Origin of the sequence: Gilliamella sp. WF3-4, from assembly GCF_001690275.1 — a bacterium.
GTDB classification, from domain to species: domain Bacteria; phylum Pseudomonadota; class Gammaproteobacteria; order Enterobacterales; family Orbaceae; genus Gilliamella; species Gilliamella apicola_C.
In genome coordinates, this window is the sequence record NZ_LZGW01000003.1 from 38,210 (window position 1) to 58,339 (window position 20,130).

At 34.6% G+C, this 20,130-nt stretch carries 18 protein-coding genes; 9 read left to right on the forward strand and 9 right to left on the reverse strand.

The window, feature by feature from the left end:
- The first annotated feature begins 27 nt into the window (after nt 1–27).
- Nucleotides 28–1,344 (forward strand): Xaa-Pro aminopeptidase, encoded by a 1,317-nt coding sequence (gene pepP, locus A9G47_RS01290; RefSeq protein ID WP_442903025.1) that lies wholly within the window; start codon nt 28–30, stop codon nt 1,342–1,344.
- A 73-nt stretch (nt 1,345–1,417) separates the two neighbouring features.
- Here pepP and A9G47_RS01295 read toward each other — a convergent pair whose 3' ends face one another.
- Complete coding sequence (locus A9G47_RS01295) at nt 1,418–2,143, reverse strand: TonB family protein (RefSeq protein ID WP_065641979.1); 726 nt, start codon at nt 2,141–2,143, stop codon at nt 1,418–1,420.
- A gap of 256 nt (nt 2,144–2,399) precedes the next feature.
- On the opposite strand from A9G47_RS01295, the gene ispB reads away from it, so the two are divergent.
- Both ispB and A9G47_RS01305 read left to right on the forward strand, forming a co-directional pair.
- Nucleotides 2,400–3,386, forward strand: a complete 987-nt coding sequence (gene ispB, locus A9G47_RS01300) for an octaprenyl diphosphate synthase (RefSeq protein ID WP_065567355.1) — start codon at nt 2,400–2,402, stop codon at nt 3,384–3,386.
- 118 nt (nt 3,387–3,504) lie between these two features.
- Nucleotides 3,505–4,377 carry an EamA family transporter gene (locus tag A9G47_RS01305; RefSeq protein ID WP_065579945.1) on the forward strand — a complete coding sequence of 291 codons (873 nt, stop codon included), beginning with the start codon at nt 3,505–3,507 and terminating at the stop codon, nt 4,375–4,377.
- Nucleotides 4,378–4,478: 101 nt separating this feature from the next.
- Here the strand turns inward: A9G47_RS01305 and ffh are convergent, their stop codons facing one another.
- Nucleotides 4,479–5,849, reverse strand: a complete 1,371-nt coding sequence (gene ffh / locus A9G47_RS01310; RefSeq protein WP_065567356.1) for a signal recognition particle protein — start codon at nt 5,847–5,849, stop codon at nt 4,479–4,481.
- A gap of 191 nt (nt 5,850–6,040) precedes the next feature.
- Between ffh and A9G47_RS01315 the strand changes: the two genes are divergently transcribed.
- The 6 genes from A9G47_RS01315 (at nt 6,041) to galU (ending at nt 10,088) form a co-directional block, all read left to right on the forward strand.
- Nucleotides 6,041–6,424 (forward strand): RidA family protein, encoded by a 384-nt coding sequence (locus A9G47_RS01315; protein WP_065567357.1) that lies wholly within the window; start codon nt 6,041–6,043, stop codon nt 6,422–6,424.
- 271 nt (nt 6,425–6,695) lie between these two features.
- On the forward strand, nt 6,696–7,889 hold the full coding sequence (locus A9G47_RS01320; RefSeq protein WP_065641980.1) for an amino acid aminotransferase: 1,194 nt from the start codon (nt 6,696–6,698) through the stop codon (nt 7,887–7,889).
- 26 nt (nt 7,890–7,915) lie between these two features.
- Nucleotides 7,916–8,065 carry an entericidin A/B family lipoprotein gene (locus tag A9G47_RS01325; protein ID WP_081295683.1) on the forward strand — a complete coding sequence of 50 codons (150 nt, stop codon included), beginning with the start codon at nt 7,916–7,918 and terminating at the stop codon, nt 8,063–8,065.
- 58 nt (nt 8,066–8,123) lie between these two features.
- Nucleotides 8,124–8,639 (forward strand): hypothetical protein, encoded by a 516-nt coding sequence (locus A9G47_RS01330; protein ID WP_065641981.1) that lies wholly within the window; start codon nt 8,124–8,126, stop codon nt 8,637–8,639.
- Nucleotides 8,636–9,154 (forward strand): DUF2569 domain-containing protein, encoded by a 519-nt coding sequence (locus A9G47_RS14800; RefSeq protein WP_065641982.1) that lies wholly within the window; start codon nt 8,636–8,638, stop codon nt 9,152–9,154. The genes A9G47_RS01330 and A9G47_RS14800 overlap by 4 nt, the downstream gene beginning before the upstream one ends.
- 19 nt (nt 9,155–9,173) lie before the next feature.
- Nucleotides 9,174–10,088 carry a UTP--glucose-1-phosphate uridylyltransferase GalU gene (gene galU, locus A9G47_RS01340; RefSeq protein WP_065588219.1) on the forward strand — a complete coding sequence of 305 codons (915 nt, stop codon included), beginning with the start codon at nt 9,174–9,176 and terminating at the stop codon, nt 10,086–10,088.
- Nucleotides 10,089–10,187: 99 nt separating this feature from the next.
- On the opposite strand, the gene A9G47_RS01345 is transcribed toward galU, so the two are convergent.
- The 7 genes from A9G47_RS01345 to A9G47_RS01375 form a co-directional block, all read right to left on the reverse strand.
- Nucleotides 10,188–10,526 (reverse strand): hypothetical protein, encoded by a 339-nt coding sequence (locus tag A9G47_RS01345; protein ID WP_065641983.1) that lies wholly within the window; start codon nt 10,524–10,526, stop codon nt 10,188–10,190.
- A 100-nt stretch (nt 10,527–10,626) separates the two neighbouring features.
- Entirely contained in the window at nt 10,627–13,203 is a 2,577-nt protein-coding gene (locus tag A9G47_RS01350) for a tetratricopeptide repeat protein (RefSeq protein WP_065641984.1), read from the reverse strand.
- 60 nt (nt 13,204–13,263) lie between these two features.
- Nucleotides 13,264–13,875, reverse strand: coding sequence for a hypothetical protein (locus A9G47_RS01355; RefSeq protein ID WP_065588222.1), 612 nt, complete (start codon nt 13,873–13,875; stop codon nt 13,264–13,266).
- On the reverse strand, nt 13,875–14,513 hold the full coding sequence (locus A9G47_RS01360; protein ID WP_141674777.1) for a hypothetical protein: 639 nt from the start codon (nt 14,511–14,513) through the stop codon (nt 13,875–13,877). The genes A9G47_RS01355 and A9G47_RS01360 overlap by 1 nt, the downstream gene beginning before the upstream one ends.
- A 6-nt stretch (nt 14,514–14,519) precedes the next feature.
- Nucleotides 14,520–16,574 (reverse strand): WG repeat-containing protein, encoded by a 2,055-nt coding sequence (locus A9G47_RS01365; protein WP_141674778.1) that lies wholly within the window; start codon nt 16,572–16,574, stop codon nt 14,520–14,522.
- A gap of 541 nt (nt 16,575–17,115) precedes the next feature.
- Complete coding sequence (locus A9G47_RS01370) at nt 17,116–18,537, reverse strand: cation:dicarboxylate symporter family transporter (protein ID WP_065641987.1); 1,422 nt, start codon at nt 18,535–18,537, stop codon at nt 17,116–17,118.
- Nucleotides 18,538–18,620: 83 nt separating this feature from the next.
- Nucleotides 18,621–19,952: a CoA-disulfide reductase gene (locus tag A9G47_RS01375; protein ID WP_065641988.1), complete on the reverse strand. Its 1,332-nt coding sequence runs from the start codon at nt 19,950–19,952 to the stop codon at nt 18,621–18,623.
- Nucleotides 19,953–20,130 lie beyond the last annotated feature (178 nt).

A 20,130-nucleotide genomic window follows, 5' to 3' on the forward strand; every position in this document is an offset into this window, starting at 1 on the left:
ATTACACACCTCAAGGCCATTATAATGATAAACACCGATATCAAAACAGAACTCTTGGCACGGCGAGAGAAATTATTAGCCGAAATGGTGCCAAATAGTATTGCTCTTTTTTTTGCAGCTCCAGAAGTTGTACGTAGTAATGATACGCATTACCCATATCGACAAAATAGTGATTTTTGGTATTTTACTCTTTTTGCCGAACCAGAAGCGGTTTTTGTGGTCATTAAACAAAAGGATAATACACCGAAATATGTATTATTTAACCGCAAAAAAGATGCTTTGGCAGAAATATGGACAGGTTACCGTTTAGGGCAGCAAGCCGCATTAAAGACTATATTTATTGATGAGGCATATTTATTTGATGAAATTGATAGGATATTACCTGATTTATTAAATGGTAAAACGGCAGTTTATCATGCTGATCAACAGTATGCATATGCAGATGGTATTGTGGATCATGCGATTAACACCTTACGACAAGGTAGTAGAATGAATTTATCTGCGCCTAATTGTAAAATTGATTGGCGTCCTATCGTCCATGAAATGCGCATGGTTAAATCAGATTTTGAAATAGAACTTTTACGTCAAGCTTGCAAGATTAGTGCAAAAGCTCATATTAGCGCTATGCAAAAATGTCAACCGAATATGCATGAATATCAATTAGAGGCCGAAATTTTACATGAGTTTGCTTGGCATGGCGCCCGCTCACCGTCTTATAATACTATTGTAGGTAGTGGTAATAATGGTTGCATTTTACATTATGAAAATAACAGTGATCAGTTAAAAGATGGTGATTTAGTTTTGATTGATGCGGGTTGTGAATACCAATACTATGCAGGAGATATTACACGCACTTTTCCGATTAATGGTAAATTTAGCCAAGCTCAGCGTGAAATTTATGACATTGTTTTAGCATCGCAATATCAAGCTATTAAATTATTTAAGCCAGGCACATCAATTATGGATGTGAATAATCATGTTATTAGAACGATGGTAGAAGGTTTAGTTAAATTAGGTATTATGCAAGGAGATATAGATACTTTAATTGCTAACAAAGCCTACACTCACTATTATATGCACAGTTTAGGACATTGGTTAGGCATAGATGTGCATGATGTTGGTAGTGATCGCAACCGCATTTTAGAGCCTGGTATGGTATTAACAGTTGAGCCAGGGCTTTATATTAACCAAGATGCAAATGTGCCGGCACAATATAAAGGCATAGGTATTCGGATTGAAGATAATATTTTAATTACTGAGTCAGGCAATGAAGTATTGACCTCTGATGTGCCCAAAGATCCAGTAAAAATTGAAAAATTGATGGCAAACAAATTTGCTTATTAGTTGTTTTGCTTATTAGTTGTATCGTTGCCATAATTTTTTAATTGAAGTTATGGCTTTTCTATCGACATCATTATTAACCTAGACTAATTGATTTATCGCGATTAAAGATAATTTTTATTTTTAAATCTTTGCTAGCAATTGGTTGATACTTCCAACTTTTCATGGCGTTGATTACTGAACGATTAAAAATATTATTAGGATTAGCCTCTATTATCCGAATATTTTCAACCCGCCCATCTTTGTTAACATCAAACATAGCAATCACATAACCTTCTAAACGCATATCAAGCGCTCGCCGTGGGTATTCGGGTTGATTTCGTCTAATTGGTGAAGGGTTGCCTGAATATCGCTGACTATCTGAAATCTTTGGAGCTACGGAAGTATTAGCGACATTTTCACTGGCAACCTCTTGCCTGACTTGTTGACGTGAAGCTTTTGGGGCTGGTGAGCGTTGTTTCTTCTTTTTTGATTCTTTTTTCACCACGATGTTCTTTTGGGAATCTACAGTAGGTTTGTTAGGTATTTTTTCAACAATAGGATCGGTTGTTTCTTCTTTAACAACTTCTGGTTCAACAACTGGATCAGTGGGAATTTCTTCAATCGGTTTATTATCAATAAGTTCGCTATTTTCCACACCTTTAATATCGGGGGTATTTTCTACTAATGATTGCTCGGGAGCTGCCAATTGCGATAAATCGACCATAACAGCTTTAATTGCATTATCGCCTTCATCAATAACAATATTTTCAGCAAATAAGGCCGAGCTAAACAGTAGTGCAAATAATACAAGATGTGACACTACGGAAGCCGATGTGCATATATAGCGACTCTTAGGCTTCTTTTTCGTAGGGCTCAAAGGAGCCTTAGCATTATCTATGTCTATATCAAAGTTAATCTTCATAGCAATAATCATTTTTAACTTAAGTTAAGTATTCTAGATGAAAATGCTTATCATTTGTAGCATTTTTTGAAATATGATAGATAAGGCCTTGTTGCATCATGATATTTATCAGATAATAGAAAATAGATATCTATTATTTATAATGGTTAGGCTGATGAACACTCCGTCAATGAATCAAATACTCGATCTTGTTAAAGACGATTTAATAAAAGTAAATCAAGCTATACAAGCAGAACTTAGTTCTGATGTGGCTTTAATTAATCAGTTAGGTAATTACATCATTAGTAGTGGTGGAAAGCGCATACGCCCTGTTATTGCATTATTAATTGCTAAAGCACTTCACTATCAAGGCGATAAACATATTATCACAGCAGCTTTTATTGAATTTATTCATACTGCCACTTTATTGCATGATGATGTTGTTGATGAGTCTGACTTACGCCGTGGTAAATCGACCGCTAATGCAATTTTTGGTAATGCTGCAAGTGTGCTTGTTGGTGATTATATTTATACACGTTCTTTTCAAATGATGGTGCGTACAGAATCTTTTAAAGTATTGACGATCATGTCGGCGGCAACAAATGTGATTGCTGAAGGTGAAGTACAACAATTGATTAATTGTAACGATCCCGATATCACGAAAGAACAATATTTAGATGTTATTTATCGCAAAACCGCACGTTTATTTGAGGCGACCGCACATTCTGCTGCGGTCTTAGCTGGTGCAAACGAGCAGCAAGAGATTGCTTTGCAAGAATATGGCAAATATTTAGGTACAGCTTTTCAAATCATTGATGATCTACTCGATTATAGCGCTGATAGCAACCAAAAATTAGGTAAAAATTTAGGCGATGATCTTAACGAAGGTAAACCAACCTTACCGCTTTTACATGCAATGCGCCACACTAAAAATGCTCAAGATGCAACTTTAATTCGTCAAGCAATAGAGCAAGGTAATGGGCGAAATTTATTAGATCGTATATTACAAATCATGGATGAATGTGGTTCGCTAGATTTTACGTTACAAACCGCTCAAGAAGAGGCTCAAAAAGCGTTTGATGTTGTCGCTATTTTACCCGATTCACCCTATAAACAAGCATTACAAGATCTTGCCTTATTGTCAGTAAAAAGAGAGAACTAATTAACAGATAAACTAGTCTGTTATTAGTTAATTTTATGTTCAAGTGCATGCCTACTTAAAATGCTTTGTCACCCGTTGTATATGCAATAATTTCAAAATTCAATTATGGTAATTCTGTATGCTTAGAAGATTTTTGCCTATTTTTTTTATTTTAATTTCAATGATTTCGGTTCAAGGTAGCGCATCTATAGCCAAATATTTGTTTCCTATTCTCGGGCCTCAAGGAATGACTGCTTGGCGGTTATTTTTTTCGGCAATTTTGTTAGTTTTGATATTTAAACCATGGCGCAAAGTCATGACCAAAAAAGCATTGAAATACATTTTTTTATATGGCATATCAATTGGTTGTATGAATTTAGCTTTTTATAACGCGATTGCAAGAATTCCGATAGGTATTGCTGTTGGCATTGAACTCACTGGACCTATTGTAGTGGCAATGTGCTCTTCTCGAAAAGTGCTTGATTTTATTTGGTTAGGTGTTGCCATTGTCGGCCTTGCTATGCTTTTGCCTATTCATCAAGCATCAAACCATTTAGATCCCATTGGGATTTTATATGCGCTATTAGCAGGAAGTGGTTGGGCATGTTATATCTTATTTGGGCGTAAAGCTAGCGCCCTTCATGGTTCATCAAGTGTCGCAATTGGGTCGGTTATTGCTTCGTGCTTTTTATTTCCTATCGGTATCTGGCAAACTGGTAGCGCCATGTTTTCATTAGAACTTATTCCGATGGTTTTTGTCGTTTCATTATTAGCATCGGCAATTCCTTATGGGTTAGATATGATGGCTTTGCCTAAATTACCGGCTAAAACATTTAGTACATTAATGAGTTTATCGCCCGTTTTTGCAGCACTTTCTGGACTAATTGTGTTACATGAACAATTAACCTACTATCAGTGGTTAGCAATTGTTTTTATCATTATATCGTCGATGGGGACAGTACTTGCAATCAGTCAACCGACAAAGCTTAAATCGACTAGACCAAGCAATTAACGGTAATACCGTGCTGTTGCGAGCACGGTAATCTTTGCAGAAAACTTTTAGTTAAAGATAGGACAAGCTATTTTTTAGCTAAAAACAGTGTATATGGTGATTTAACGAGGTGGGAATCCCATGCCTCCTCCGCCCATTAATCCTTTCATTTGGCGCATCATTTTCATCATGCCTCCACCTTTCATTTTCTTCATCATTTTTTGCATATCTTCGAACTGTTTTAATAGTTTATTGACATCTTGAACTTGAGTTCCTGAACCATTTGCAATGCGGCGTTTGCGCGATCCTTTAATAATTTCAGGGTTAGCGCGCTCTTTTAATGTCATTGAACCAATAATTGCTTCCATTTTTATGGTAATTTTATCATCCATTTGAGCTTTGATGTGATCTGGAAGTTGACCAACACCCGGTAATTTAGCCAGCATTGCTCCCATTCCGCCCATATTACGCATCTGTTTGAGTTGATCTTGAAAATCGTTAAAATCAAATTTGTCGCCTTTTTTTAGCTTTCTAGCAATTTTTTCAGCTTTTTCGCGATCGACATTACTTTGTAGTTCTTCAATTAAAGAGATGACATCTCCCATCCCCAAAATTCGCGAAGCAATACGGTCTGGGTAAAATGGCTCTAACGCATCAGTTTTTTCTCCCATCCCTAAAAATTTAATTGGTTTACCTGTGATATGGCGAATAGATAATGCTGCCCCACCACGAGCATCACCATCAACTTTGGTTAAAATCACACCAGTGAGTGGTAAAGCATCGTTGAATGCTTTAGCTGTGTTTGCTGCATCTTGCCCTGTCATAGCATCAACCACAAACAATGTTTCAATTGGATTAATTGCTTGATGTAGTGCTTTGATTTCATCCATCATGTCATTATCAATGTGCAAACGACCAGCGGTATCGACAATGAGCACATCAAAAAATTGCAATTTTGCATGGGAAATTGCTTTATTAACAATATTAACAGGTTTTTCAGTAATATCAGATGGGAAGAATTCGACATCAATCGCTTTAGCCAGTGTTTCTAACTGTTTAATTGCAGCGGGTCGATAAACGTCCGCAGACACAACTAGCACTTTCTTTTTTTGTTTTTCTTTGAGGAATTTAGCTAGTTTAGCGACACTGGTTGTTTTACCTGCACCTTGTAATCCTGCCATTAACATGACAGCGGGAGGCTGGGTTGCCAAATTAAGTGAACTATTGACTTCCCCCATTGCGCTTGTCAGCTCGGCTTGAACTATTTTAATGAATTCTTGACCAGGCGTAAGACTTTTGCTGACATCTAAGCCAACAGCTTTTTCTTTAACTTGATTAATAAAGTCACGAACCACAGGCAGTGCAACATCAGCTTCAAGTAATGCCATACGTACATCGCGTAGTGCATCTTTGATATTGTCTTCAGATAATCGCCCACGGCCACTGATATTGCGGAATGTCTGTGATAAACGGTCGGTTAAATTCTCAAACATATTAACTCTCGTAATAAATAAAAAATTACGATTATCATATCAGAAAATTACCATAAGTCCCACGATCATAATTTTGCGTTGACTTGACACCAAATTGTGTTCCTGTTGAAATGAGGGAAGAGAAAAAGATCACATTGATTATTTTAATAATTAAAAAAGCAAATAATAGATTAAAAAGGAGAAAATCGAATATGGCAAAAGTAATTAGCACTGACAAAGCACCTGCGGCTATTGGCCCTTATGTTCAAGCTGTCGATTTAGGTAATATGTTATTTGCCTCAGGGCAAATCCCACTAAATCCAACAACAGGTGAAATGCCAAGTTGTGTGAAAGAGCAAGCGAAACAGAGTTTAGCTAATGTTAAAGCGATTGTCACAAAAGCAGGTTATCAAGTGAATAATATCGTTAAAACCACTATTTTTTTAGCCGATATGAATGACTTTACCGCTGTAAATGAAGTATATGAAGCCTTTTTTACTGAAAATAATGCTTCTTTCCCTGCTCGTTCATGTGTCCAAGTTGCACGAATCCCTAAAGATGCTAAAGTTGAAATTGAAGTTATTGCCGCTAAATAAATTACTTATCTGATTAGCACCAAAAGGTGCTAATGTTTGTCAAAAACTTTCAGTAAATAAAGCGTTTTAGTATAAATTGCACTAAAAAACGTTACATTTTGAGTTATTTTAACCTTTAATTCTTTTTAGCAAAAAAGCTGCAAATTTCTAACCAAAAATCAATTTAATTATTTATTGTTAACCTGTTATTTAGTGATTGATTGCTGATTTAGTTGGTGCAATAATCTACAATAATTTATTACTATTTTTTGTGTCAATTTGGATTGTAAATATGTTTGAAAAAGTAGAGCCATATGCAGGGGATCCTATTTTATCATTAGTAGCTGAATTTATTAATGATAGTAGAGATAATAAAACTAATTTAAGTATTGGTTATTATTATGATGAAAACAGCATAGTTCCTCAATTACAATGCATTAAAACGGCTCGCAATTATGTCTATCACCATAACCAAGATGCTCAGTTGTATTTGCCGATGAGTGGTTTACCCGCTTATTGCCAAGCAATTCAATCATTATTATTTGGTGACGACCATGTGGCTTATCAAAACAAACGTATTGCAACGATACAAGCATTAGGCGGATCTGGTGCACTTAAGGTGGGGGCAGATTTTTTATATCGTTATTTTCCAAATTCGCAAGTCTGGGTCAGTGATCCAACATGGGAAAATCATATTGCTATTTTTAATGGCTCAGGTTTTAAAGTAAATAAATATCCATACTTTGATGCACAATCCTGTGGTGTAAAATTTGAAGCAATGCTTGAAACATTAAATCAATTACCTGCCCAAAGCATTGTTTTACTACACCCTTGTTGCCATAATCCAACTGGTGCTGATTTAACGCAAGCACAGTGGGATAAAGTGATAGCGGTTTTACAAACACGAAATCTTATTCCATTTATGGACATAGCTTATCAAGGTTTTGGCCAAAGCATTGACGATGATGCTTACGCGATTAGAAAGATGGCTGATGTTGGCTTGTGTGGATTTATCAGTAACTCCTTTTCAAAAACATTCTCACTTTATGGTGAACGCGTTGGCGGGCTATCTGTTTTATGTGATAACAGCAAAGTAGCTAGCCACGTATTAGGGCAGTTGCAAGCCACTGTCCGCCAGAATTATTCTAGCCCAGCAGCTTATGGTGCGCAGTTAGTTAGTTATGTTTTAAATAATCCAGAACTTAAAACACAATGGCTTAAAGAACTCGATGCAATGAGAAATCGAATTGCAACAATGCGATCTACGCTGGTTGAATTATTAAAAAAAGCTGCTCCTGAGCGTAATTTTGATTATTTGGTTAAACAGCGAGGCATGTTTAGTTATACCGGTTTTAGTAAAGAGCAAGTTACACAATTGAAAGATAATTTTGCTGTTTATTTGGTGGGCAGCGGAAGAATGTGTGTAGCGGGTTTAAATCACCATAATATCGACCGTGTGGCAGAAGCATTTGCTACATTAAAATAATCATATTACTAAAAGGAGTATATTTTATGTTCCGTAAAATGCTAATTCTAATGTTAGGTGTGGCGATGACAACTCTTATTGTTGGATGTAACACTGTTAAAGGTGTTGGCGAAGATGTTGAATCAGGTGGAAAGGCCATTTCGCATACTGCTGAAAAAGTCAGTGATAAAATGTAATTAAGGATATAGATATGCCTATAAACATTCTAACATCTGGAATATAGTTAGAATAAAAATGTTACGTATTTTATCTATAGTGATATTTTTTTTACTTGTTGGGTGTGGTTCGTTAAACTTTCGAACTACACCTTTAACTATGGAAAATTGCCAATACTCAAACCTATTTGGCATTGAATTTATATTAAATCCCCTCCCTGCAAATATACCAATTTATCAGCGTGTTTATATTACCCAAAGTCGAGAAGGTAAACATTTACCGAGTAGTTATGCAGGAATAAAAGGTAAATTAACAGATCAAATTTTTATCCGCGATTATCCCAAAGAAACATTCTGGCGAACACCTAACTTATTTGAAAGCTCTTCTCTGTACGATGATGGTTATGATGATCTTTATATTAGCAAAGCGCAAAAAGAAGCACGTGATCGTAAAGCCAAATTTGTAGTAAGACAAGCCATTTTACAAAATTGCCAAATCGTTTATATCGCTATTGATTCTTTAGCCAAAGATAGGGATAATCCTTCACTCATTGAATCTAATGATTTATCAATCATTAAAAAGGCGCAAAAATGATCAAGGAAAAAGAACTTAAAGGATTAGGCGGTTGGCTAATTTTAGTTGGTATTGAATTATTTTTTTATTTTATTTTTATTGGATATGTTATTTTTTCTAGACTAAATGTGATTAATTTTATCGACGTGTGGATACAATTATTGGATCCCTACTCGGAAATGCAAACAATTCATTTGGGGCTGTTTATTTTATGTGACATCGGTCTAAATTGTTTATTTTTGCTTTTAAACGCTTATATTATATTTTTATATTTTACTAAAAGTTATAAATTTCCTAACTTTTTTATTATATTTAGTAGCAGTTTTATTGTTTTTAAGCTAATTCAAAGATGTTGGTATTTTTTTATCGTGTTACCATTTGAATTTAAATTCGAGTTTTCTCTTATAAAAGATATTGTTATAGCAATCATTTATACCTGTATTTGGATTGCTTATATGTTAAAGTCAGTGCGAGTCAAAAATACATTTGTTAATGATCGCCGTAGTGACGATACCTATAGCTCCACTGTTAGTTAATTTGTTTTAAGGAAATAAAATGACATTAAATTTAGACAGTTCAACCAATAAAAAAGTCAAAAAAGCCGTTATTCCTGTTGCTGGTTTGGGTACACGCATGTTGCCCGCAACAAAAGCTATTCCCAAAGAGATGCTTCCGGTTGTTGACAAACCACTGATTCAATATGTGGTTAAAGAGTGTATTGCAGCTGGCATAACTGAGATTATTTTTGTAACCCACTCATCAAAAAACTCAATTGAAAACCATTTCGATACCAGTTTTGAATTAGAAGCCATGTTAGAGGCTCGTGTTAAACGTCAGTTATTGCAAGAAGTACAAGGTATTTTACCTAAACATGTCACAATAACCAGTGTTCGCCAAGGTTTGGCTAAAGGGCTGGGTCATGCAGTGTTATGTGCTTATCCTTTGGTGGGCGATGAACCATTTGCTGTCGTTTTACCTGATGTGATTATTGATGAGTATGAAAGTGATTTAACCAGCGATAATTTAGCCGCAATGATTAATAATTATCATGAAACCAAACATAGCCAAATCATGGTTGAGCCAGTACCCAAGGAATTAGTCTCTTCTTATGGTATTGTTGATTGCCGTGGTGAAGTATTATCTGCAGGCAATGTTGCACAAATGTATAGTGTTGTTGAAAAACCCTCTATTGAAGATGCACCATCAAACCAATCTGTGGTCGGGCGTTATGTTCTATCTGAAAAGATCTGGCCGTTACTTGCTAAAACACCATTAGGTGCTGGTGGTGAAATTCAATTGACCGATGCAATTGCCATGCTACTTGAAGAAGATAGTGTTGATGCTTATTGCATAAAAGGTCGTAGCCACGACTGTGGTAACAAACTCGGTTATGTGCAAACCTTTGTTCAATACGCAATGCGCCACAAAAGTTTAGGTAAAGATGTTAAAGCATGGTTAAAGACGCTTTAGTTTTAATAACATCAAACAATATTAAAAAGACGCAGTTTGCGTCTTTTTTTCGTTCTTAAATTTGGCATGGCAAATATTCTATTAATATCAATTTTACCTTTAAAAAGGTATGCAATTTTCGCGTATATTTTGTAGCTCCTTTTGACCCTTTTTATAATAGTCTATTTTGGAGGTTTTAATGCGCTTTCCATCGTATTCAATAGAATCAATACAATTGAATACGATAGGATGACGATAATAACCAAAAAATCGAGGTATAACATAAGTAATTTTGATATTTTTTGGCTGTTGAGATACTGGTTGACTAGCAACAAAAGCATTATTTTTAAAAAAATAATAGCCACCACTAATAACCAATGCTAAAAAAATAGCTCCTAACACCCAAAATACTTTGTGGCTAATTGATTTACTTTTTTTTTCAATAACAATATTACTCATATCTTATTACCTATATTAACTTACTATCACAACACGAGCCTGCATTGAATGCGGTGGTTTGATTTATTTGTTTTAGTTAAGCATTATCATACTTAGCTAGTTATTCATTTATATCTAAATGTGTTAACGGAAGAAAACGATATAAATTACGATAGTTGCTTAATATATTATTTACTTCTGCTTGTTGTTCTTCGGTTAATTGAGCACTAATTTGTGCTACTTTTGTGGTTGCTTGGGTTTGATTATATTCAACTAATAAACGATACCAAACTAAAGCTAACACTTTATTTTGAGGAATTTCTTTACCTTGTTCATGCATTTGTGCAAGTTCAAACCACATTTTATAAATATCGGAAGAGGTTAATTTGGAATCTGCATAAAAATATTTAGAGAATTTATTATTTTGATAGTATTCATTAATTTCTGAATCTAAATAGTACCACCTTAAATCATTCAGTAATAGAATTGATTTAGTATGTTGTAACATATCGATATTTATATTTTCATAATAAAAAACCAAAAGTTTAGCAGCAGCAGGGCTACCTGATTTCAGTAATGTTTTTATATAAGGTAGCACTACATTATTTGGTAAATTAACCATAACTTGTTGCTGTGCCAGTTCAAATATTGCATAAGGGTTATTATTTGTAACTTGAGCTTTCAACATTGCATGGAATTCCTTATATTGCCCTGACATTTTGTAATATTTTACTTTTAAAAATGCTTTCTTGTGATCATTTTTATTACTGCTATCAATCCAATTAAAGAGCAATTCTTTTTTAGGTGTACAAATAAAGGAATCTCTTTTTTTATCCATTTGGCTTAGCAACTCATCTTGTGCAAAGATATCTCCACCAGCAGCAAGTGACAATGCGGCTTTGCAACCTTGATACGTTTTTAGCCCATTTCCATTTGAATCATGCTTTATTTTGTGATATGTGGCCTTATCATTTTGGTTCACTTCGCTTTGAGTTTGTAACCAATCCACTCCATCAACCATAACCGTTGGGGAACGGTACACTTGTCGATGATTAAGATATTGGGTTGTTAACCAATCAAATTCAGGATGAGATTTATCAATTGTGATCAAAAAATCCTGAGCAGGTTGATAATCTTGCTTAGCTGCCAAATCAAGATATTGCCAAGCCTCATGATAACTTTTTTCAACACCTTTGCCTAAATAATAAATGACACCTAGCCGATAATTCGCTTTTGAATTACCTAATTTAGCCGCATGTTGGTAATAAGTTATTGCTGTCTTTTCATCCTCAAGAATAAAGTCATATAACGTACCAAATTGATAAAGTACCGTTGGGTTGTTGGGGTCAATTTTTAATGCTGATTGATAAAGAGCCATTAATTCATCTGTTGTCTTACCTTGAATATTTCTAGCATCACGATAAAAACCATAAGCTATTCCCTGTTGTTTGGCAAGTTTCAGCAAAAGAGGAATAGATTCAAGTTGATATAAGAAATCATAGCTTTCAACTTGCAGTGTTTCGACTAGATTTTCTATCAATTTTTCATAAAAAACTTCTTTATCTTTAGGGTTATTTGCAAAAACAGCGTCGATAACTTTTTGGGCTTTAGCCGTATCAAATTTGTTTATATAAAATGGCGTAATAACTTGATGTAAAAATTGATTTTGTAACGATATGTCAGTTGAAGATGTAATGTCTTTATATTCTGTTAAGTTCATCTGATAGTTTGTAAGGTCATCTTGGTACATGCCTAAATGATAATATTTTATTGCTTCTCCAATATCTTTTTCTACACCTAAACCATTTAAATAAAACCACCCTAACTGGAAAGCCGCTTTTTGTTTAGACTCTTTTGGTATGTTAGATTGTTCGACTACTTTTAATAACCATTTTGCTGCCCAAAGGTAATTAGGGGTATCTAATTTAGAACCATCGGGTTGTCCTCCACCCAAAAAGTAACTAACCATTTTCGTTGGTGTTTCTAATGTTTGTTCATCAGCAAATTTACCAATATTGTTTGCTGTCTTTTCAAGCCAATAGAGTGATTTTTTGGGATCATTGAGCTTATCTTGATAAAGTTTATATAGTTGATATTGAGCTAGATTATCAACCTCCCAATCGGTACTTTTACTAGCTATTTTATAATGTTTGATTGCTTTAGCATAATCGGCTTTAACTTCTGTCCCCTCGTGATAAAGCAATCCTAACCAATAATGGGCTTCACCGACACCAAATTTTTTACCATTTGGCTGTGCTAACCAAAATGTGCCTTCAACGATTCGAAATTTTGCTTTGTCTGAAATCGGTGAGGCAGCTCTTTCTAACCAATAAAGCCCTTTTTTAATATCTTTAGGCACCAATTCGCCTGTAATATAAGCAATACCTAAATCTTTTTGGGCGATAGGGTATAAGTTTTCGGCCGATTTTGTTAAAAACTCGATATATTTATCGGCAGATTTATCGCGACAACCTGACAGTTTTTTATTTTGATGACTAAAATATAACTGATTAGTTTGACAATGATAGCTATCGTTTTTTGTTAAAGGGCTATAAGCCTCAGCGATTTTATATTGGGCAACGCTGTCTTTCTTTTCGATAGCTAAATACCAATCTTCTTGATAGATAACGCTTGCAAATGTATGATTTGGGAAAGCCAAAAATATGGCCAATAAAAAAAATACTCTTATATTATTCATTTCATTATGTCTTGCTTGTTCAAGTTTAAATTACAAAATAGATAACGATCTTCCATCAATTTAGCGAAGTTGGATTAATGGAGTTTTATCAACTTCGAACGAAGAAAAATATAAACTAGGTTGATAATGAATTGCCTTTGCATCATAAAGCCGTTCGGTGTTTAGCGAAGGAGTTATATAATATTGTGTTAGGCGTTTATCTTTTGCCCAATTAGGAATATCGCTAAATGAATAATGATAATAGACCAATCTTGATGTTCTACTGCGTTGATTATACCTTGTTGGACTCGATTCAGTTTTATACACATCATTGACTTTAATGTTGCCAAAACAAAACCCCCCTTTTTCTGGATTAAAATACGTTTTACCTTCTTGGGATAATCGATATCTTGTGGCATAAGTTAATGACCCATCCAACTTGGTTATGGATAATTGACGTTTAGTTAATAAGTTTAAATCGACAAAAATATCTACTAGTTCATCATTCAGATTATCTTCAACGATATTGTCATCAAAAATATCTTTAGGGAATTGTCTTACTTCTTCAGGTAAAGAATAACATAATGGTTGATTATTATTGATTATCGATTGTAATTCATCTTTATTAATGTTGTTATCACAAGCCACAAGCGACAAACCACAAAGCAACATAAGTAGTGTTTTTAATTTCATTATTGATGCCATCCTTCGTAGATGTGGGTAATTAAACCAATTCCTGACACGCTATAAAGCTGATTGCTTTTATCTAAACTAAATGTAGCGATTGCGGTCTTTGATGGATTATTAATATACGAATTTTGTTTTGATAAAAGAGGCTCAATATTGGCAGGAAAATCTTCCACTTTATATTGGTACTCAACAGTAACATAATTACCATCTTTATCGGTTTTGCTTATTTTTTCAACCGTGACCTTACCAAAACAAAAACCAGAATGCCGTAATTTAGGCCAAGTTTTATAGTAGCGTTTCCCTTTTTCGGTGAGGTGATAAGTGTATCGATAATCTTTCTCAGAGTGACTTCTCTCTTTGATCGACTCATCAACTAATTCGGCATCGACCGCCATCAATAGAGGCTCTGATACTAAGACAGAATAATCAAAGTGATAAGGGAAATTATCAATGTTTGCAAATACAACGCATTCAACGGGTTCACCATTCTCATTAATTGCATCAAAACGTTGTTGAATTTCTTTTTGCCACTGTTCAGATGTTAAATTAAGTGTCGCATCAGCACGTGACTGATTACTAACGATGGTTAACATCAATGCCATACATAACTGACAAGATGATATATATTTCTTAAATTTCATAAAGTTTTAACGCCCTATACCTGTATCAGAATGATAATAAAATGGTTCAAAAAACAATGCATTTTGCAAGTTAGTTAATTCTTTTGAATCATTTTGTTGTTCCGTTGCATCAATAAGTTCAGTTAATGATATTGGAAAGCAACGTCCCTTATTCAGATAATCAAAATTTGCTATAGAAAGTGCCGAATCTGTTAACGCAAATTGACTACAGCGATAAACAGGTTGCTTATCAAATTGATATTCTGGTCGTATTTTAATTTGCTTAGCCCAATCAAATTCCATTAGCGCAGAATTAGCTAACATATTATTAGGGGGGTTGGTTAAAACAATCATATGATCTTTAACAAAAATGACTTGAGCAATAATTTGACCGGTAATAACTTCTTGTCTGTTATTTTCGCCGATACGTTCAAAAATATAACGATAACCAAATTTCATTGTGTGGTTTTCAACATCTAATTGTGGCTCTATTAACCATTCAAAATGTTGATAGCGATTGCGGTAATTTATCACTTTGCGTTGTAAATTATTTTTTATTTCTTGCAGACGCAGAGGATCATCAAATTGCTTTTTTTCTGCCTTTAAATCAATATAGCCAACATTATGTACAGAAATACACAATTGATTATTATTGCTGTATGCTGGCATCAAAAAACGATTACAATCCTTTTCAAGAAAAGGCCACTCATAATAAATATAGCCATTTGGTATAGTTAAATCAGCAATATCTTTAATATTAACCGTTTCAGGGCCGGCTAAATAGGTTTCATTTTTGGCATGATTGATTGTATTGGTGTTTTTATCATTTTGTTTTTTAGTGACAAAATAATTGGCAATTTCACCGATTTTATCTTTAGGGATGTCAACGACCTTATTTTTTTTATCCATCCAAGTATCTCTTTCGACCGATTCATCAACATATCGGTTTAATAAGCACTCTTTTTCAATGTCTAAAGGCCATACAATGTTATCTTGGGGATCTTTTAAAACGATCAAATCTTGCTTACAAGCACTGTTTTGAGTTTCATCGATTTTATCTTCATAGAATAAAACATGACCATCCTGATCCAAAATTTTGGTTAAAAATCCCCCATCTTTATAGTCTTTTTCTGGTAATTTGGTTTTAGCATAAAACAGCACATGATCACCGACTTGAACGGTACTATAGTTATCGTATTTGTCGAGAGTTTCGCCTGTAGCATTAATTAAACGATACTTATCTTCATTACTATCCTTTTTAACCCAACTTACCGAACCATAAAAAGGGGCGACTTGATAAAAGCTATTTTCATAGAGCATTGTCCCTTCGTAATCGTAAAGTTGATATACTGCATAATTATCTTGATAATTTTTCACCCAAAAATATTGACCAGAAAGGTCTACATTATCATTAAAATAATAGCTATCGAGCGCCCATGCTCGTGTACCGATATCCACTTCTTTACCGGTTTTTTTATTAATAAGGTATTTGCTGTTCTTTTTGTTACACAGCTGCATGATTTTATCGAGGGTGGCGTCTTGGCAATGTGGATTGTATTTGGTGTTTAGCTTATTGGGATTCTTGCTGACAAATTGCCCCTGCAAGTCAATATACCCCTGTTTATTATCTTGTGTTTTTACTTCGGCGTAACCATTATTAAATGGATTGATTTTTTTGTAATAAACGCCTTTGGGGGTAATTAAATGACCATCGGTATCAATTAAAACCGATACCCCGGTATCTTGATAGTCATAAGCAATTCTTTCATTACCTAAATACGTTAACGACCCACCGGGTTTGAAAGTTAAAATATCACCCTGTTTATCAAAAGAATATTCAAAGTTGTTAACTTGATTAAAATTATTAAAAAAAACATCATTACTTTTTTGTATAATCCAATAATGATCCCTATAAGTTATTGAGTTTTCATCCCCCTCATTATCGACAATCACCTTACCGCTACGATCGAGTAAAAGATGCTTATAAGGAACATAAAGCCTTGTATCATTAGCATACGACGACATTGAAAAACAGATCAAACCTATTAGATATAAAGCTCTTTTTAATCTTTTTTTTATCACTTATTTATTTCCTTTCCTCAGTAATAATATTCTATTTATTCATGATTTACGGTTGTGTTTATTGAATAATGGTAATAGTAAAGTTAATGATTATTTTTTATTAATGTTTTATTTTAAAATAAATTGAGATTAATTTCTTTTTATTTTTCAAATAGAAATTTTGAAATGGGTATGTTAGTTTCAGTGTGGGGATATTTTTAGTTAAAAAAACAAACAAAAAATTAATAAAATCAATGTATTATTTGTTTTTTTATGGGCTAATTGTAGGAAGGACGGGGGTGTTCCTGACGTTTGAGTTTTGGATGGACAAATGATTATGTTAGAGTTAGCAGATAGTTATGTAAATAAATTGCTTCTAGCGTTTTTACCGATATCATTGATGATATGAGTAAAAACGCTTTATTAATTTATCTTTGGATAAAAAACTTTTAGAAATTTATGTTTTACCGGAAAAATTTCAATCGCTCAGAAAAGCAATTGATTTTATTTGTTTTTTTTAAATTAATACTTATATTAGGTTAGAAAAACCTTCTCATTGCCGTCAAACTTCTGACGGCTCATTTTCAAAAGTGACATTAGGATCGTTATACACGGTCATATTCATAAGTCCTACTTCTCGATCAGTTACAACAGCCGCTGTCATTGCACCAGATACATTGGCTAAAGTTCGTGCCATATCGATAATTGGATCGATAGCTAACACCATACCAATTAAAGGGAAGTATTCAGCCATACCCATGCCAGATAAGACCACCGTTGCGGCAACCGTTGCTGTACCGGGAATGCCAGCGATGCCGATTGAACCAATAACCACCACAATGACAAGCATAATATAAAACTGGATATTAGTCTCAATACCAACCATGTGCGCTACCATCACGGCAAGTAAAGCAGGGAAGAAGCCAGCACACCCATTCATTCCCATGGTGCTACCAAGCGAGCCGACTAAATTGGCAGTGCCAGTATTTACCCCCATTCGAACGGTTAACGTTGAGATAGTCATAGGTAATGTGCCGACTGATGAGCGACTAGTAAAGGCTAATAGCCATGTTCCTAACGCTTTTTTGATAAACATCGTTGGCGAAATACCATGGATCAAGACAATCGTAATATGCATAATTAGCATAATCGCTGTTGCAATATAGACTGCAACAACAAAGTTTGAAACCTGGATAATTGCTGGTATTCCATTAGAAATAATGGTGCGAGCCAGTAAAGCAATGACCGCGTAAGGCATGTATTTAATAACAGTCATCGCAATTGACATGACGATTTTGTAAAGTGCTTCGATAAATGTTTTAAATAACGCAATGGGCTGTGGGTTTTTCTTTTCCATTCTATTAGCGGCAAGCCCCATTAAGGCAGAAAAAATGACTAAGCCCACAATGTTTTCGTTTACCATTGATGCAATAATATTGCTAGGTATTAGATTGATAAAGGTATCAATAATATTGGTGTATTGTTTTGCGTGAGCTTGATGTACAGAGTTTGAGCTCATTGTACCTAAGGCAAATAGATTCGCTAACAAAATACCGACTATACAGGCAATAGCTGTTGTAAACAGCAACCAAAAAATCCCTCTAAATGCGATTTGCGGTAGATTTTTTTTACCAGAAAAATCGATGATGACTTTAACAATAGAAACAAAAATGAGTGGTATCACTAACATTCGGATAAAGGCAATAAAAGCACGACCAAAAAGCCCATACCATGTTGCGGTTTCCTGCATCCAGATTGTTGATATATCTGGGAATCCTGCTACAGCTTGGATCCCTAAGCCAAGCACTGCACCAAGTATTAGACCAACTAACATGCGAATTGAAAAATTAACTTTTTTATCTTGTAGCGGTTTCATCACCGCAAAAAAACAAATAAGTAATAGTCCAATACTAATGAGCGTTTGATAATGGGTAATTACTAAGAACTTTTCAAAAAAAGCTCCCTGAAAAATGGCACCTGGCATAATTAGCCTCTCTTTTGATAATTCAATTATATGGTTAAAAATCGACCTTTAATAATATTGCTTATATAGATAAGCAAGTATTTTTATTTTGCTATAGATCCGGCAATATTTAAAATATCCCATGGTCTTGAAAATGGTGGCGCATACAAAAAATCCATCATGGCAAACTCATCAATTTTTAAATTTGCCCATATTGCAGTTGCTAACGTATTTACTCTTAATACCGCACCACTTCCACCAACTATTTGCCCTCCTAAAATCTCGCGAGTATCGGCATGGTAAATCAGTTTTGCTGTTACACTTGTTTGTCCAGCAACATAGTTGCTATGGTTTTTATCTTTAACCATTACAGTTTTATAAGGAATTTTGGCTTTTTTTGCTTCGCTTTCGGTTAAACCAGCTCGCCCTGCCTCAATATCAAAAACCTTTAGGGCTGATGTGCCAATAGTACCGGGGTATTCATTATGTCCTCCGCCTAAATTTTCGCCTGCGATTTTACCAAGCTTGTTTGCGCCTGTAGCAAGCGGAATATACACCATTGATTGGCTAATTCTATGATGAAGTGCGGCACAATCTCCAGCGGCGTAGATGTCAGTAATATTGGTTTGCCCAAAGCGATTGGTTATGACTGCGCCGTTTTCAAGTGTGTTGATCCCCATGTTTTTATAGATAGCACTATTGGGTTTTACACCTGTTGCAATGATAACAACATCTGCTGGGTATTGCGATTTATCGGTAACCACATGAGTGACTGTATGAGCCCCTTCAAAGCCTAACACGCGTTCTTGTAAGTGTAGGTCACAATGTTGTTTGATGTTTTCTTCTATCAGTTCGGTAATTTGCTCATCAAAAGCATCAACAAGAATTCTATCATCTAGCTGAATAAGTTTAACTTTTTTTTGTAGGGCAACGAGTGATTCGGCTATTTCAAGCCCAATATACCCAGCACCAACAACAATAACATTTTGGGTATTTGGATTGGTTAACGCTTGTTTGATTGCTAGCCCATCATGTAGATCGCGTAAGGTGAAGATATTTTTTAATTGATTATTTTTAAAAGGCGGAATAATGGGGCTAGCACCAACCGCGAGTAGTAGTTTATCGTAGTTATCATCAAAGCAATTGCCTGTATTGAGATCTTTAATGGTTAATTTTTTTTGATTAACATCAAGTGCAATAACTTCATGTTGTGTCTTGATTTCAATGCCATCTTTTTGGAATTGTGCTGGTGTTCTGGATATCATTTCATTGGCATCAGTAAAGTGGTTACCAATGAAATAAGGTAACCCACAAGCACCAAACGATACAATATCCGATTTTTCATAAATACGGATGGTGGCCTCAGGGTTTGTTCTTTTGGCTTTTGCCGCAGCACTTGCGCCTGCGGCTTGAGCGCCAATGATGATTATTTTCACTTAATTTTCTCCTTAGTGCTCAAAAACAGAATTATTCAATACTAGCTTATCATACGTTATCAATCATACGGGTGATAGATAACTGCTTGGTTTTAATATTTGTTAGTTTAAAATTTGAATTATTTGAAAGATATCTGCTTTTTTATTTTATTAATCGTATTATGTTGTAAAAACTTTT